Annotated in this window: 7 protein-coding genes; 3 read left to right on the top strand and 4 right to left on the bottom strand. The window is 70.0% G+C overall.

What is annotated here, in order from left to right; all coding sequences use genetic code 11:
• Positions 1-9,903, bottom strand: a complete 9,903-nt coding sequence (locus ACQRWP_RS10310; RefSeq protein ID WP_430502022.1) for a LamG-like jellyroll fold domain-containing protein — start codon at positions 9,901-9,903, stop codon at positions 1-3.
• A gap of 794 nt (positions 9,904-10,697) precedes the next feature.
• Here ACQRWP_RS10310 and ACQRWP_RS10305 point away from each other — a divergent pair.
• On the top strand, positions 10,698-11,375 hold the full coding sequence (locus ACQRWP_RS10305) for a hypothetical protein (RefSeq protein ID WP_430502021.1): 678 nt from the start codon (positions 10,698-10,700) through the stop codon (positions 11,373-11,375).
• A gap of 61 nt (positions 11,376-11,436) precedes the next feature.
• Here the strand turns inward: ACQRWP_RS10305 and ACQRWP_RS10300 are convergent, their stop codons facing one another.
• From ACQRWP_RS10300 to ACQRWP_RS10290, 3 genes are all read right to left on the bottom strand, one after another.
• Positions 11,437-11,955 carry a 2'-5' RNA ligase family protein gene (locus ACQRWP_RS10300; RefSeq protein WP_430502020.1) on the bottom strand — a complete coding sequence of 173 codons (519 nt, stop codon included), beginning with the start codon at positions 11,953-11,955 and terminating at the stop codon, positions 11,437-11,439.
• Positions 11,956-12,017: 62 nt separating this feature from the next.
• Positions 12,018-12,623: a response regulator transcription factor gene (locus ACQRWP_RS10295; RefSeq protein WP_430502019.1), complete on the bottom strand. Its 606-nt coding sequence runs from the start codon at positions 12,621-12,623 to the stop codon at positions 12,018-12,020.
• The gene (locus ACQRWP_RS10290) at positions 12,620-13,774 is read right to left on the bottom strand and encodes a sensor histidine kinase (RefSeq protein ID WP_430502018.1); all 1,155 of its coding nucleotides are present in this window, start codon (positions 13,772-13,774) and stop codon (positions 12,620-12,622) included. The genes ACQRWP_RS10295 and ACQRWP_RS10290 overlap by 4 nt, the downstream gene beginning before the upstream one ends.
• A gap of 132 nt (positions 13,775-13,906) precedes the next feature.
• Between ACQRWP_RS10290 and ACQRWP_RS10285 the strand changes: the two genes are divergently transcribed.
• On the top strand, positions 13,907-14,836 hold the full coding sequence (locus tag ACQRWP_RS10285; RefSeq protein ID WP_430502017.1) for a hypothetical protein: 930 nt from the start codon (positions 13,907-13,909) through the stop codon (positions 14,834-14,836).
• Between the two features lie 105 nt (positions 14,837-14,941).
• On the top strand, positions 14,942-16,675 hold the full coding sequence (locus ACQRWP_RS10280; protein WP_430502016.1) for a DEAD/DEAH box helicase: 1,734 nt from the start codon (positions 14,942-14,944) through the stop codon (positions 16,673-16,675).
• Positions 16,676-16,697 lie beyond the last annotated feature (22 nt).

The following is a 16,697-nucleotide window of genomic DNA, read 5'->3' as shown; positions in this document are numbered from 1 at the left end:
TCAATCGTTGATACCGAGAACGTCCGACTCGAACGTCGTACCCTGACCGGGGAAGGCACCTCGCCCAAACCGCGCTTCACAGAAGAGACACACCGGCTGTTGCTCGAGAAGCCTGTTTTTCCTTGTCAGAACCGCAGCCGTGAAACTCACCTTACTGGAATCTCCACCTAGAGCGTTGACAACGCACAGCTCGGCACATCCTTGAGTAGAAGATGCACCCGCCGCGAATTGCCCAGTCTCGACGTTGTATCCGCCCGTCACAACAGTTGGCCTCTGCCGCTGCGACAAAGAGCTCATCCGCCTAGCCAAACTGTCCCGCACCTGAATCGCCGCGCCTTCCAGTTCCGCAACTGAAGCACCCCTGGCGGTATATACGCCACTGGTATTGCAGTTATGCACAAGGAGGGGCCTGTTGCCAGCGTTCACATAGTACGTGTGAAGGGCGTCGACCGTCAGGTTGTGGACCTGGCGATACTCGGTCCACTTCCGGGTCGTGACAACGGCCGCCGGACGGTGGTCAGCCGTCTCGAAGACGTAACCACTCGCCAGGTCCTTCGCCTCGACCCAACGCTGCTGATCAGTAACCCAGAACGGGTGGCCACCCGTGGCGGTAATCTTTTGCGTTCGGTCACCAAGCTTGCCGTCGGTATCAACGGTTATCTCCACAAGATCTTTGCTGCCCGCGCCGACGATGAGCGCGGTAACCGCGCGTTCCTCGGTGCGGCCAGTCGTCGGATCAGTGGCGAGCACCTTCTCGCCGACCTGTACCTGGTCGATGCGCTTAGAGCTGCCGTCCGCCATCAGCACCCGGGTCTCGCCGGTGAAGCTGTTGGGGCACTTGCCGAGCAGGCCTCGACCAATGCTGCGGGCCTCGCCCATGCCCGCGTTCAGGGCCTTGCCTCCCGCCGAGCGAAGCCCTCCGCCCAGACCTCGGATGCCGGCACCCAGCGCCTGGCCGCCGATGGAGCCGAGCGCACCTCCAGCGGCGCCGAACAGGCCGCCCATGGCGGTGGCGCCGGCGAGGTCCCAGCCGCGCTTGCCATCCATGTAGCCGGTGACCGCCGAGCCGACCGCGCCAGCGAGCGCCCCGCAGGCCACCGCTCCGACACCGGTCCAGCCGATGGCCGCGCCGCAGCCCAGGCCGACGACGGCACCGACGGCGAAGCCGGCGATTTCGGCGGCGTGCTCGTCGACGAACTGGGTCGCCTTGTCCCACATCTTCTCGACGCCCTCGACGAGCGGCGCCAGCTTCTGTGCGGCCGCCAGCCAGAGGTTCTGCTTGAACTTCTGTGGATCCTGGATGGCCATTGTGGTGACAGCGACGACGCTCGCCGCCATCTTGAAGCCGGTGGACACCACCTTGCCGAGCGTGATGAGCGGCTTTGTCAGGGCCTGGATCACCGGCAGCTTGGTGAACTTGACAGCTTGTTTGATAGCCGACTTGGCGGCGGCGGTCACCGCGACCTTTGCCTGGTGGATGCGTTGCTGGACGGCTTGTGCCTGCTGTTTTGCCCAGTTGACAGCGCCGGCGACCTTATTGAGTCCGGATCGGATCTGGTTGCCGACGGACCGGACGACGTTCATCGCCCTTCCGACGAGCTTGCTCGCGGTGTCGGAGATCGCTCGGCCGACTGCCTTGAGGCCGGACACGGCAAGGTTGACGGTGTAGGAGACCAATTTCTTGGTGCCGTTGTAGATCGAGGCGCCGACGTTGTAGGCCGTGTTGACCACATTGGACGTTACGTTGACGACAGCGCTCGCTGCCCGCTTCATCCAACGCGGCCAGTGGCCGTCCGGGTCGTCGAAGTCCAGCGGGGCGCCAGCACCGTAGGTGTAGCGGTTGGCCAGGATCGAGTCGCCGGCGGTGTAGTTGACGCTGTCCCGCGAGGTGAACGTGCCGGTGCCGGGCTGGTACCAGCGGGCGCCCATGTCGACCTGTCCGGTGTCCGGGTCGGTCCAGTCCCCCTGGAAGCCCAGCCGGCCGGTGCTGCCGGTGCTGGTCACCTTCTTGCCGAACGGGTCGTACGCGGTGGAGTCGTTCAGGCTGGACAGTTGAGTGTCGGCCGGGTTGATGGCCGCCACCACGTCACCGTGGGCGTCGGTCAGCGACAGCCGCTTGTCGGCGCCCTGGACGGTGGCGAGCAGTTCGTCGTTCGGGCCGCGGCCGTAGTACTCGACTCCGTCGTGCACCACCTCGTCGCCCAGACCGGCGTAGATGAACGAGTTGCCGGTTCGGGAGGCCACCCGGTCCAGGCCGTCGTAGGTGTAGGTCTGATCCTGCGCCCCGGTGAGCCGGTCGAAGGCGTCGAACGAGTACTGCTCGGCCAACCCGGAGCTGGTCCGGGTCCGCAAGGTGCCCCGCGGGGTGTACGCGTAGGTGTAGTCGCCGTCGGAGAGCAGCCGGTTGCGTTCGTCGAAGGTCGCGGACTTGGACCCGGCCCGAACCCGGTTGCCGCTGGCGTCCCAGGCGTACGTGACGGTCCCGGCCGGGCTGGTCCAGGAGATCAGCCGGCCGGCCTTGTCGTAGCCGTAGGTGTTGTTGCCGGCGCCTGCGGTGCCGGTGGTGTTCTTGCTGGTGAGGTGGCCGTTGAGGTCGAAGCCGTAGGCGACCGAGGCCACCGTCTGACCAGCCGCGTTGCGCAGCACGTCGCTGGCGACCCGCCCGTAGTCGTCGTACCCGAAGGTGCGGACGCGGCCGGCGCCGTAGTCGACGGTCTTGACGTCACCGGCTGCGTCGTAGCCCAGCTTCTGCTGCTGGCCGGTGACGCTGTCGGTGAGCGTGTCGAGGCGACCCTTGAGGTAGCCGAAGGTGGCCGTGCCGGTCAGGTCGGTGCGGCTGGTCACCTGGCCGTCGTCGTTGTAGTCGAAGCTCGCCGTGCCGGACGGGCCGGCGGTGGACAGCAGCCCACCCCGGTCGTTCCAGTTGTACGTGTTGCTGCCACCGGGGGCGTTGACGCTGGTCAACCGTCCGCCCTGGTCGTAGTCCAGGGTCCGGGTCGCGGTCGGGGTGTCACCTCCGGAACCGGTCTCCACTGTCAGTCGACCGGCGGCGTCGAACGTCCGCGTGCGACTCACCCCACCCGGGGCGCTGAGTCGCACCGCGTTGCCGTCGGCGTCGTACGCGGCCGTCCAGGTGCGGTCCGCGGCGGCCGGGTGGCTCGCCGTGGACGGCTCGATCGCCGACTCCGGCAGACCCAGCGTGTTGTAGGTGTAGATGGTGGAGTTGTTGCGGCCGTCGGTGTACCGGGTCCGGTTACCGGCCGCGTCATACCCGAAGGTGGTGGTGATCGGGTCGGCGTCGGTCGGCTCGACCTGCTTGACGAGCTGGTCCGCCGCGTCGTACTCGTAGGTGGTGACGGTGTTGTACGGGTCCTTCGACGAGGTCATGTTGCCGGCCACGTCGTAGCCGTAGCTCTGGGTACGCAGGACCGTGCCGTCGGCCTTGAGGTTCATGGTGTTGACCCGGTTGCCGAACTGGTCGTACCCGACCCGGGTGGTGCGGCCGAGTCCGTCGGAGACCCGGACCTGGCGGCCGGCGAAGTCGTACCCGAAGATCGTGGCCTCGCCGGTCGGCGCGGTGCTGCGGGTGATCTCGCCGGCCCCGTTGAAGGTGTTGACAGTGGTCGCCCCGGTCGGGGAGGACGACGAGGTCAGGTTGCCCGCGTCGTCGTAGGCGAGCTTGCTGATCAGGTTGCGGGTGGTCGGGCGGCGCTCGACGACGGTCTGGGTGACCTGCCGGTCGAGGTCGTCGTAGGTCGACTCGACACGGGCGCCGGTCGGGCCGGTGACCGAGAGGACCTCGCCGGTGCGGGTGTAGGTGTAGCGGGTGAGCGCCCGGTCGTCGTTGGTCTTCGACGGTTCGTCCCGGATGGTCAACCGGTTGAGCTGGTCGTACGTGTAGCTGGTGGTGCCGGCCGGGTCGGTCTCCTCCAGCACGTTGCCCAAGGCGTCGTAGCGGCGCTTGTGCTCAGGGGTGACCGTCTGGGACACCCCGGGGGCCTGGTACGTCGGCGCGAGGCTGCGCACCACCCGGCCGAGCTTGTCGTACTCGGAGGTGGAGACCCGCCCGAGCGGGTCCTTGACCGCGACCTGCTCGTCGAAGGTGTTGTAGCCGACCGAGCTGGTCGGGTTGGTGGAGACGGCCGCGTTGCCGTCGCTCTCGGCCAGCACGGTCGGACCGCTCTGCCCGATCTGCCGGCCGAGTTCGTCGTACCGGAAGGTGCTGGTGTACTTCGCCTTGTCCGCGCCGGAGACGTTGCCGCGCGGGTCGGTGACCGAGGTGCGCAGACCGCGCCTGTCGTACGTGTAGCGGGTCAGCCTGGTCTCGCTGCCGGCGGTGACCTTCTCGGTCTCCACGTTGCCGGCGTCGTCGTAGGTGTAGTCGACGACCTCGGAGGTGGCCAGCACCTGCCAGCTCAGGTTCGACGGGTTACCGGTGCGGACGACCTGCTTGACGTTGCCGTTGAGGTCGTAGGTGAAGCTGTTGGTACGCCGCACCCCGCTCGGGTCGAGCACTGTGCTCTCCACCTTGCCGGACTTGTCCGGCTTGTGGTCGGTGATCTGGGTGCCGTTGGCGCCGACCTTGCGGGTCACGTTGCCGGCGCCGTCGTAGGTGTTCTCCTCCACGACGTAGTCCCGCTTGGAGCCGTCGGGGTTACGGAAGTCCTTGAGGGTGATCTTCTGGAGCAGGTCGTCGCGGTAGTACTGATACTCCAGTCGCCGGCCCATGGCGTCCGTGTCGCTGGCCAGCCGCCCGGCGAAGTCGTACGAGTAGGAGTGCAGGACCAGGTAGTCGCCGGTGCCCGTGCCGGGGGTGCCGGCCGGGTCGCTGCGCCAGTCCCGCAGCCGCACCTCGGCCACCTTGTTCTGCGCGGTGTACGCCCAGTCGTAGCGGTTGCCGTTGGCGTCGGTCATGGTCGTCTTGTTGCCGAACCTGTCGTAGCCGTAGCTGGTCTCGTTGCCCTCGGGGTCGACGACCCGGACCGGTCGGCCCTCGTCGTCGTACTCGGTGCTGGTGACCCGCTCGGGGTCACCGCCGAGCAGGTCGGAGACGGTGACCTTGGTGGGGTTGCCGTCGGCGTCGTACTCGTTGACGGTCCGGCTCTGGTGCTGCTTGCCGGCGACGGCGTCGGTGGTGACCGGGCCGGTGACGGTGGCGACCCGCGAGTGCCCGTCGTAGGTGATCGTGGTGGTGACGCCCGAGGGATAGGTGTCGGAGATGACCTTCTCGGTGATCCGCCGACCGAGCGCGTCGTAGGAGTACTCGGTCACCAGCCCGGACGGCTCGGTCACCTTGTGCAGGTCACCGTTGGCGTAGTACGCGTAGCGGGTCACCTTGGCGCGCCCGTCGGAGCTGGTGGCCAGCATCCCGGGCGGGATGATGCCGTTGATGCCGACTTCGCCGCCGGAGGTGTAGGCGTGGGTGACGGTGCTGCCGTCGGGGTTGGCCTGGGTGAGGAGCTGTCCGGTCGGGTGGTACGTGAAGGCGGTCCGGTAGTTGTTGTCGGTCGGTCCGGTCGAGCGGCCGTCGCGCTGCTCGACGGCCAGGTCGATGCGTGGGTCGAACGGATCGGTGATGGTTGTCGAGTAGGTGTAGTAGTTCGTGAAGCACTGGGTGGGCGTCCGGCAGCTCTTGCGGGTGGCGAGACGCCCCCGGCTGTCGTAGGTCATCTCGACCGTGTCGCCGTTTTCGTTGGTGACCTTGCTCTGCTGGCCGTCCTCGTTGTAGGAGAACGAGCGGATGGCCATGCCCTCCAACGGGTGGCGCACGAAGATCGGTCCACCGGCGTCGCCGGGGATCACCGTGCAGAAGGCGGGATCGTTCGGGTCGGGCTGGGTGCAGACCTCGGTCGGCGGTGGGCTCGGCGGCGGGCTGGTCTGCCCTGGCCGGTCCTCCTCCCGCGTCTCCAGTCCGAGCGGGGTGCCGGAGCGCAGCAGACGACCGGCGAGCGCGTCGTACTCGTACAGGTAGGGGCGGTTGGCCGGGTCGAGGACCTGGACGCTGCGCCGCAGATCCGTGTCGCCGCCGTAGACGGTGGGCTGGCCCACCTTCCAGGTGCCGCCGTTGTCGTCGGTGTACTCCTTGACCCGGTCGGTGGCCGTGTCGTACTCGACCTCGGTGGCGACCCGGCCGCTGGGCAGGGTGACCCGGGTCAGCTGTTGGGCGGCCGGCTTGGCGTACCGGAAGTGCGCCTTGGCCGTGTCCGGGCCGATCGGGTGGGAGTAGACGGCCACCTCGTCGATCGTGCCGGCGAAGTAACGCTGGGCGGTGCTGCCCCAGCCCGGCCACGAAGTGGGTGAGGTGGCCGAGGCGAGGCCGACCTGGTTGAAGGTCAGCAGCGAGTGCTCGATCGGCTGCCCGGTCTGCCCGGCCGGGGGGATCACCTTCTCACCGTCGAGGTACATGGTCTGGGTGTTGGCCATCGCGGAGAGCACCACGTGGTGCCACTTGTTGTCGTTCACCTTGGCGGCCGAGGTGATCGGGGCGATCGTGCCGTTGGCGAACTGGCCCCGCAGGAAGCCGTTGGTGTCGGTGTAGAGCAGGGGCGCACCGCTGGTCGCGGCGGTGCCGACGGCCTTGTCCTGGTAGCCGATGAGCGGGCCGCCGGTCTGAGTCAGGCCGATCTTGAACCACAGCTCGACGGAGACGTCGCGGCTCTTCTTCACCAGCCCCTTGGGCAGTTCGAGGTACGCCGAGGTGCCGTTGAAGGCGGCGGCGGTGCCGTTGGTGCCCTCCACCACACCGGGCTGGCCCAGCGTGACGTTGTTGCGGTAGGTGCCGGCGTCCTTGCCCAGGTTGATCGCCACGTCGCTGGCCGCGCCGGTGCCCTCGGCCTCGCCGAGGTGGTAGTACGAGTCGGGCTTGGCGTCGAGCACGGCGGTGCGGTAGTGCGAACCGGCCGCGTAGGCGTAGTTGGTGCAGGCGGACTCCGGGCCGCAGACAGTGGTCAGCAGGTCACCGTTGTAGGTGTACTTCCAGGTCAGTACCGCGCCGTTGACCTTGTCGGTGCTGACCGTCTCGATGTGGTTGCCGTTCCACGTGAAGGTCAGCGAACGGCCGGCGGTGTTGCTCTGGCTGTTGGAGACCTGGGCCCGGGCGAACTTGCCGGTCATCGGGTCGAGGATCAGGTTGACCGAGCGCCCGGATTTGTCGCTGATCTTCTGGAGCTTGTAGAGCAGCGAGAACTGGTAGGTGCTGCCGGAACGGTCGACCAGCCTCCAGTTGCTGCTGTCGACGCTGAGTTTCGCGACCCGGCCCGGCGGCGGGGCGTACGTGCCGTCGGGGTTCTTGCCGAACCGCACCTCCTGGCCGTCCGGGTAGCGGACCACCATGTTGCCGGTGCCGTCGTTGTCGGGGACCAGCGTCATGTCGTACCGGCTCGACCAGCCGGCGCCGAAGACCCCGGACGTGCGGGGGTCGAGGCTGTTGTAGGTGCGGACCAGGTTCAGCTCCGGCCCGACGGTCACCACAGTGGCGTCCACCGCGGAGGTGGCGAAGTTACCCGTCTGAGCGTCGAACTCGCGGCCCTGCTCGGCGTTGGGTGAGGTGGCGATCCGGGACAGCAGGTCCGGTTGTGGCACCGACGTGAGCATCGTCGAGTACGGCGAGATGACCTCGCTCGCGCTGTCCTTGACGTACGACCGCCACAGGTAGCTCTTGCCCCACGACAGCTGGCCGGCGGGCACCACCCAGGACTGTTTGGCCTGGTAGCCGGAGTTGATGCAGTTGGTTGCCGCGCCGGCGTCGGTGCGGTCGCAGATCTCGAACTTGAACGACAGGGTGGCGCCGGGTGCGGCGTCGGTGTCCACGGCCCGGGCCCAGAGCAACGGGGTGAGCGTGGGTGCCTGGTAGCCGTTCTCCGGGTAGAGCTCCTGCACCACCGGCGGCACGTCGAACACCTGGAGCACGATCCGCCCGGGTGGCACCTGGTGGTCGGTGAAGACCGCCCCACCCGTACGCACCATCGTGAAGTCGAGGAAGTAGTTGCCGGGCTCCAACCGCTTGACGGTCGCGTCGAGGGTGACCTTCGCGCCACGGGCGAGCGTGGTGGGCAGGTTTGCCGCCCGTTGCTGGGTCACCGCGGCGCCGGTCTGCGCGTTGTAGACCCGGTAGGCGAGGTAGTAGTTGGCCGGCGTCCAGGCCTCGGCGCCGAGGTTGGTGACGGTCACCTTCACCTTGCCGTCCTGGTTACGCAGGACGGCCGGCTCCGGGGTGGGCTTCGGGATCGCGTACCCGGCGTTGTACGGGCTGTGGGTGACGTAGAGCGCCGGCGGGTTGGCCGTGTCCGTTCCGGCGAACTTCTTCCACGCCGAGGTGTCGGTGGTGGACGCCCGCAGCGAGAGACCGTTGTTGGCCTGCTGGCCGTTGGCCCACCGCTGCACGAGGTTACGGCCGCCGGCACCGAGGTCGAACATCTCCCCGGCCGCCGGGCAGGCGGACTGGGACTGACCGAAAGCGACGTGCCCATGGGCGAACGAGCGGCTGACCAGCGAGCCGCCCACCGCTGGCCCCGGGTACGAGTACCCGGTGCCGGCCGACCACGACCCGGTCACCGGGTGGACGGTGACCGCGCGCGCCTTGCACGAGGCCGCGTCGAAGTTGACAGCGGAGAGCGCCGCGCCGTGGATGGTGTGGTTCTGGAGTCGGCTGACCAGGTTGCCGAACTTGAGGTAGGCCGCCGCGTTGTCATCACCGGAGCGACCGACGAGCAACTCGTCCTTACCCTCGACCGAGCGGCCGCCGTGCACGTACATGCTGCTGTCGGACTTGACCGCGTCGACCGGCGGCCCGACCGTCGGGTCGACCTCCACCGGGTACCGCCGGGCCGGGTCAGCCAGCCAGGCCCGGTCGGGAGTGACCTTCAGCGCCGTCTGCCCACCCGTGGTGACCAGCTCGTACGCGACCTTGGTGGAGGTGGCGGGAGCGGCCTCGGCCGAGCCGGCGTCCACCATGTAACCCGGCGGGATGATTCCGCGCTGCTGCCCGTTCCGGTCGCTGAGGACGATCTGGCCGTCGACCAGCTTCGCGGTGAGGTTGCGCAGGTTCAGCGGGAACACGTACGAGGTGGGCGCCTTGACCGAGTGCAGGACCAGGGTTTCCTTCACGCCACCGGCTCGGGGCTCCAGGCGCAGGTCGACGTCCGGTCGTACGCCGGGGTAGGTGACGGCGTTGCCGTCCACCCGGGCTGGCGCGTTGGTCGCCTCGGCCAGACCGAAGCCGAACTCGGTGTCACCGTCGAAGCTCAGCCGGGCCACCTGGGTCGCGGCGCCGTTCCCGGCGAAGCGCAGCCCGACCGAGTCCGCGGTGGTCCCCCACCCGTCGGCGGCGGGCACCAGGGTGTGGTCGATGGGTGCCCAGGTGCCGTCCGGCTTGCGGTAGTTGATGGCAGCGGAGGAAAACTCGGTGGTCTGGGTGCCGTCGGCGTTGTCGAAGACCCGCTGGTCGACACCGCGCTCGGCCGGTCGTTCCCGGCTGGTGCGCTTGTCGAAGCCTCGGGTGTCGTCGACGGGTGCGGTGGCCACCGACGCCTTGTTGCGTCCGGGGGCGGGCTTGTCGGCGAGCTTGTGCGGTGGGTACTGCCCGCGTAGCGACTTCGGGAGGTCACGGTTGGGTCGTCCGGACGTGACGTGCGCCTTGCCCGCCGCCGAGCCCCATGCCTGCTTCGGCTTCGCGCCGCCACCCCGCCCGGTGGAGGCGACACCGTCGCGGTCCCGTGCGCCGCCCGCCGGCAACGCGGTCACCCCGCTGCCGCCCAGGTTGAGCATCAGCACACCGGCCAGGGCGGCCGCCAGGACGGACCGGGTGGTGCCGGAGCCGAACACCGAGCGTTGCCGGAGTAGCCGACCACGCAGATCGGTCAGCCGACCACGCGGGTCGGGCAGACGCCGAATGCTGAAGGACATGGTTGGTCACCCCTGGATCGAGGACGGGCTGAGAGGCGGAGACAGGCATGCGTGGGCCGCGAGACCTGCGAAGGCCCCACGAAGCCGGGTGTGCGATCGCCGTCACCCCTTCACAGGCACGGCGTTACGGCGTCGACTATCGGTCGACGAAAATCTCAGGAGATACGAAGAGGCAGCTCGGGTGGACGGAATTCACGCCGGAACGGGTCGCCCAACAACACAAATATCGCCTCGGCACGGCAAAATGCCGCCAGGTCAGCGGTCACAGCTTCACACCCCCGTGTGCTGCTACTCATCGATATGCCGCTGTAGGTTGCAGCACGGCCAATCGGCTGTCAAGCCACGTCGACCATGGGCGTGCGGATCAGCGCTGCGACCTGGGGGGATTACTTTCCGTCAAGACGCAGGGCGGTTGAAGGATTTGGTCCGCTTGCCGCTCGCTCCGATCCGCCCCGTCCGTCCATCATGGACGCCGCCCGACTCACCAACCGGACCGAACCTCCGCCCGTCGACCGTCCTCGGCAGGCAATCCACGGCCGTACATGGCGACCGAATCCGTGGCGAATGAATGCACGCGCCGAACAAGCTACGCAGTTTGCTAACTAGCCGGGAACCGCGTTCAATGAAATCCGTCGCCGTGAATTTGTTGTTGTTGGTGGAGGGCTACGTGAACGGGGCGAGGAGCATCGACGACCGCATTGGCTTGCCTACTGCTCTACTCTGAAGGAGCCGCGGCGCCACTTCGGCAAGTCGAGGCCTTAGCGCCTGCATCCCGGGCGGATAGAAGCAACCGCATGATCTGGACGAAGTTCAGAAGCGACCGCACCCCTCGCCGACTCCGCGCCGTGTCCGACCTGCACTTTCCTGCCAGCGGGCGTGAGCACCTACGAAATCGGTACCCCCACCTCAGCGACGGCGACATCGTTCTCGTCGAGACCGCCACCCGGCAGTGGTTCCGGATCATCGCCCGCCAGCCCAACGCGAAGCTGTCGATGCCCTCGGTGGTCGTAAACGATCTGTGGCAGGAACTGACCCTGCACACGCGGGACTACGCCACGTTCTGCGACACCGCGTTCGGACGCCCCCCGCACCCTGAGCCAAGGTCCGCGACAAGCGGCGACACGACCGACGACAATCGACGGTCCCTGCTGCTCACCACGCTGAGCCACGGGCGCCGGGACGAGGGGTGCGGCCCGAACGGCCTTCCGCTGCTGTTCCGGGTGGACCAGGAACTGCACATCCCCGATGGCAACCGCTACCTGGCCGACTGCGGGGGCCGAGGCGAATGCTTCCCGGTTTCCGGCCGGGTCTGCCTGCAACACCTCGCAGGGCCGGGCAAGCGGCCCAAACCACCCGGCATTCGCGGCGATCTGCCCTTCAACGACGGCCGTCACGGCTACGCCGGCGGTGCAGGCGGCGGTGGCGGCGGGGGCGATGGCGGAGGCGGCGATGGCGGTGGGGGCAGCAACTGAGGCCCGGGCCGCTGCCTGTCCCGCACCCGGATCCCCCCGCTCGGACAATGAGGCGCTGACACTAGCGGAGCCGGGTCAGCGCGGTCACCGACCTGTCCGTGCCGTCGTAGCTGCGCGCGGCGTCGAAGTCGCCCGTCGGGCGCTGCCCACCGGCGACGGCACGAGCCAACCGCAGGTCCGCGTTGCGGAACCGCAGGGCCAGGCTCAGGTGCGGAACCCACACCTCCGGCGCGTGCCACGGACGGTGTCCGTCGGCGTCGGCGAGAACGTCCCAGACGGCGGCGTGCAGCGCGGTCAGCGCCGGGGTGGGTCGGACAAGCCAGACCAGCGGAGCGCTGCCGTCGAGGACGACGACGCGGTCGAGCGTCACCGGCACCGGCAGCGCGGCGTCGAACAACTCGGCCAGGCGGTGCTCGACCCCCGCTGGGACCTCGTCGACGGCGGCGAGGGTGAGGTGCGGCCGGTTGGTCGGATGGATGTTGCGGGCCAGGCTGGGCAGCCCGGCGGCAGCCAGCCGACCCCAGACCGCCCGAACCGCGACCTCCAGGCCGGGCGAGCAGACCAGTTCCACCGTACGCACGCGCCCACGCTAGCCGGAAGCTCCGCGCCACCCCCACCGAGGCGCGCCGCCGGTGTCGACGGTCAGAGCCAGCCGTTGTCCCGGGCGGTGCGCACCGCCTCGGCCCGGTCGGCGGCGCCGAGCTTCTGCACGGCGGCGGAGAGGTGGTTGCGCACGGTTCCGGTGGACAGGTGCACCCGACGGGCGATCACCGCGACCGGGGCACCGACCTCCACCAGCCGTAGCGTCTCCAGTTCCCGAGGGGTCAGCGGGCACGGGGGCAGGGTCAACGCGTCGGCGGCCAGCGACGGGTCGACGTAGCGACCTCCGGCGTGCACCCGACGGATCACGTCGGCGAGCGCCCCACCCGGCGAGCCCTTGGGCAGGAACCCCCGGGCGCCGGCGGTCAACGCCTGGCGCAGGTGCCCGGGACGACCGTGGCCGGTCAGCACGACCACCGCGCAGTCGGGTCGGACCCGGGTCAGCTCGGCGGCTACCGCGATGCCGTCCAGGCCGGGCATCTCCAGGTCCACCACTGCCACGTCCGGGCGGTGCGCCAGCGCCGCGGTGACGGCTGTCGTTCCATCGGCGGCATGTGCCACCACCTCGATGTCCGGTTCCAGGCCGAGCAGCGCGGCGACGGCGACCCGGATCAGGTCCTCGTCGTCGGCGAGCAGGACGCGGATCACGACGGCGCCGGCACTGTGGCTTCGAGGGTGAAGATCGCGTCCTCCCGGCGTACCCGCAGCTCGCCCCCGGCGGCGGCGAGCCGGTCGGCCAGCCCGCGCAGGCCGTGGCTGTGCGCGTCCGGGCCACGGTCGTCGGCGCCGTCGTTGGCCACCGTCATCCTGGCCACGTCATCCTCCCGATCGATGTGGATCCGGCACCAGTCGGCCCGGCTGTGCCGCAACACGTTGGTGCTCGCCTCGCGCAGCACCGCAGCCAGCTCGATGGCGGCGCGCTGCGGCAGGTCCGCCGGCAGTGGCAGAACGGTGCACCGCACCCCGCAGGAGCGCAGCACCCCCACCACCGCCGTGAGCTGTTCGTCGAGGTCGACGGCCCGATAGCCGTGCACGGTCTCCCGTACCTCGCTCAGCGCGGAGGCGGCCAACCGTTGCACCTCGGCGGCTTCGCGCCCGGCCCGTTCCGGGTCGACCGGGGCGAGTCGGGCGGCGAGTTCGGCCTTCAACGCGATCACCGTGAGGCGGTGCCCCAGCACGTCGTGCACGTCGCGGGCGAAGCGCAGCCGCTCCTCGGCGGCGGCCAGCCGCGCCTGGGCGGTCTGGCCCTGCCGGGCCTCCACGAGCAGGTCCCAGAACCAGACCTGGAGCCCGTTGACGGCGGCCACGGCCACGCCGATCCCACCGGTCACGGCGAGGTGGCGCGGAACGGAACCGCCGGTCCACCAGGCCACCGCGACCGCCACCGCCAGGACGCCGACAGCGACCGCCAGCGCGGCTCGCCAGCGCACCAGCAGCGGCGTCATGCCGATCAGCGCCGCACCGAGCCAGGCCCAGGTCGGCCACCTGCCGGCCGCCACCGGGCCCACCAGCGGAACGGTCAGCACCGCCACCCCGACCAGGCTCAGCTCGGCCCGACGCCGCCAGCGCGGGTCGAGCCACGGCGTCACGGCCGCGTACAGGACGGCGGTCTGGGCGATCACGAAGGCGAGGATGCCGACCGCGCCGAGCGTCACCCGACCCGGGTCGGGCTCGCGGGTCAGGCCGACCGCCGGTAGCAGGACGCTCGCCCACACGCCGGTGGCCAGCGACACCAGCGTCGCCCACCGGGCGCGGCGCAGCCGACGGTCCGCCCGGGGAGTCACCGCCTCGCTCGCCACGCACCGATCCTAGGACCGCCCGGCGCACGGTCCACCCCTGCGAACTGTCACGGTCGGGCCGTGCGGTCCGCACGGATTTCCCGTGACGAACGGGTCTGCCGGCCACACCGGGGACACCGGCAGGGTCGAGGCATGGAAAACAACCAGATGTACGCGGACAGCCTCACCGCCGTACCGTCGCCCGCGCCCCTGCCCACCGACGAGCCGGCACCCTCGGCCCCGACACCGACCACCGCGGCACCGGCGGCCTCGGCACCGGCCAGCAGCAAACGGCGGCTGCTGTGGCATCTGGGCGAGATGGCCCTGGCGATGGTCGCCGGGATGCTGCTGCTCGGGCCGTTGTGGGAGCTGGCCGGCACCGCTGCGGGCATCGGCGACGCGCTGGCCCGGCCGGAGATCGCCGCACTGGTGATGGCCACGAACATGACCGTCGGGATGACGGTGGGGATGCGCTACCGGGCGCACCGCTGGCACGCGGTTGGCGAGATGGCCGCCGCGATGTACGTCCCGTTCCTGCTGCTGCTCGTGCCGTTCCGGGCCGGCGTGATCGACGCCGACGCGCTGCTGCTCGGCGGTCACCTGCTGATGATCCCCGCGATGGTACTGGTGGCGGTCCGACACCGGCACGAGGCGTCGGCGCCGGTACGCCGACACCGGGTCGTGGTGGCGCTCGCCCACCGCTGGCCGACCGGGTTGGCGCTGCTGATGACCGTGGACATGTGGGTCGACCCGAGCGTGCTCAGCCCGTGGACGATGCTGGTGCTGCCCGTCGGCTACCTGGTGATCGGCGTGGCCCGCCGCACGCTGGGCGGGCGGGGCGTGCTCGCCACCCAACTCGCCGGTCTGGCCGTCTGGGTCGCCCTGACGCTGGTCGCGGTGATGGCCGGCGGGCGGGCCGCCGACTGGCTGGTGGCGTTCGGGTGGTTGGCACACGCCGGCTGGGACCTGGCGCACCACCGCAACCGCCGGGTGGTGCCGGGTGGCTACGCCGAGTTCTGCGCGGTGCTCGACGTGGCCCTCGCCGCGGTGATGGTGCTGGCCATCCTGACCACCGACGCCTGACCGAGGCCGCCGCCGGGATCATGGAACAGCCGCAGCACGAGCCCGGAGACAGCTCTTGTGGCGGTCGCCGCAACGGCCCGGACGGCGTGATGAAAGGCTTGGCACATGAGTTCCGCACCTGCACAGCACGAAGCACCGATTGACGCCACCCCCGACGGCACCGACGAGGTGAGCGCCTTCACCGAGCTCGGGCTGCGCGCCGAGCTGCTGGGCGCGCTCTCCGCCCTCGGGTACGAGGAGCCGACCCCCATCCAGCGGGAGGCTATCCCACCGCTGCTGGAGGGTCGGGACCTGCTGGGTCAGGCGGCCACCGGCACCGGCAAGACGGCTGCGTTCGCGCTGCCACTGCTGAACCTCATGGCGGCACACCGCCAGGGCGGCGACCCGGTGGCCCTGGTGCTGGTGCCGACCCGGGAGCTGGCGGTGCAGGTCTCCGAGGCGTTCCACCGCTACGGCAAGGACCTGGGTGCGCGGGTGCTGCCGATCTACGGTGGGCAGCCGATCGGGCGGCAGCTGCGGGCACTGGACCACGGTGTCGACGTGGTGGTGGCCACCCCGGGGCGGGCCCTCGATCACATCGCCCGGGGCACCCTGCGCCTCGGTGGGTTGGCCACGGTGGTGCTCGACGAGGCCGACGAGATGCTCGACATGGGCTTCGCCGAGGACATCGAGGCGATCCTGGAGCATGCTCCGGCGGAGCGTCAGACGGTGCTCTTCTCGGCCACCATGCCGTCGCGCATCGACGGGATGGCCCGCCAGCACCTGCGCGAACCGGTGCGGATCGAGATCGGCCGGGAGCAGACGGTAGCGGGTGAGGCGCCCCGGGTGCGGCAGAGCGCGTACATCGTGACCCGAGCGCACAAGCCGGCCGCGCTGGGTCGGGTGTTGGACGTGGAGTCCCCGACCGCGGCGATCGTGTTCTGCCGCAGCCGGGAAGAGGTCGACCGGTTGACCGAGACGATGAACGGTCGGGGCTACCGCTCCGAGGCGCTGCACGGCGGCATGAGCCAGGAGCAGCGCGACCGGGTCATGGGCCGGCTGCGGGCGGGCACCGCCGACCTGCTGGTGGCCACCGACGTGGCGGCCCGTGGGCTGGACGTCGAGCAGCTGACCCACGTCGTCAACTACGACGTGCCGTCCGCCCCCGAGTCGTACGTGCACCGGATCGGTCGGGTGGGCCGGGCTGGCCGCGAGGGCGTGGCGATCACCCTCGCCGAGCCGCGTGAGCACCGGATGCTCAAGACCATCGAGCGGGTGACCGGCCAGCGGATCACCATCGACAAGATCCCCACCGTGGCCGACATGCGTACCCGGCGGCTGGAGCTGACCCAGGCGGCCCTGCGGGAGAGCCTGCTGGAGGACGACCTGGACCCGTTCCGGGTGATCGTGGAGACCCTGACCGACGAGTTCGACCTGATGGAGGTCGCCCTCGCCGCCGTGAAGCTGGCCCACGAGGTGACGTCGCCGGGCTCCGACGACGAGGAGGAGATCCCGCAGGTTCCGGTCCGTGGGCCGCGCGAGGGTCGGCCGGAGACCGGCGGCCGGGGCGGCGACCGGCGGGGCGGGGGCCGGCCGCGCTCCGCTGGCGGCAACACCGTCCAGGTCTTCGTCGGCCTGGGTCGACGCGCCGGGGTACGCCCGCAGGATCTGGTCGGCGCGATCACCGGGGAGACCGGCATCCGCGGCCGGGACATCGGCTCGATCGAGATCGCCGACCGGTTCTCACTGGTCGAGGTGCCCCAGGGGGTGGCCGACGAGGTCATCTCCGGGTTGCGCTCCAGCACGATCAAGGGCCGCAAGGCCACCGTGCGCCGCGACCGCGGCGGCGACGAGCGCTGAGCACGCCGTCGGCGACCGCCGG

The organism is Micromonospora trifolii, from assembly GCF_050516465.1.
Classification (GTDB): Bacteria; Actinomycetota; Actinomycetes; order Mycobacteriales; family Micromonosporaceae; genus Micromonospora; species Micromonospora trifolii.
This window is presented reverse-complemented; position numbering and strand designations above follow the sequence as displayed.

Bases quoted from the DNA above. Each gene is read 5' to 3' on its own strand.
- ACQRWP_RS10280 (WP_430502016.1), top strand. From the start codon at position 14,942: ATGAGTTCCGCACCTGCACAGCACGAAGCACCGATTGACGCCACCCCC.
- ACQRWP_RS10285 (WP_430502017.1), top strand. From the start codon at position 13,907: ATGGAAAACAACCAGATGTACGCGGACAGCCTCACCGCCGTACCGTCG.
- ACQRWP_RS10305 (WP_430502021.1), top strand. From the start codon at position 10,698: ATGATCTGGACGAAGTTCAGAAGCGACCGCACCCCTCGCCGACTCCGC.
- ACQRWP_RS10310 (WP_430502022.1), bottom strand. From the start codon at position 9,903: ATGTCCTTCAGCATTCGGCGTCTGCCCGACCCGCGTGGTCGGCTGACC.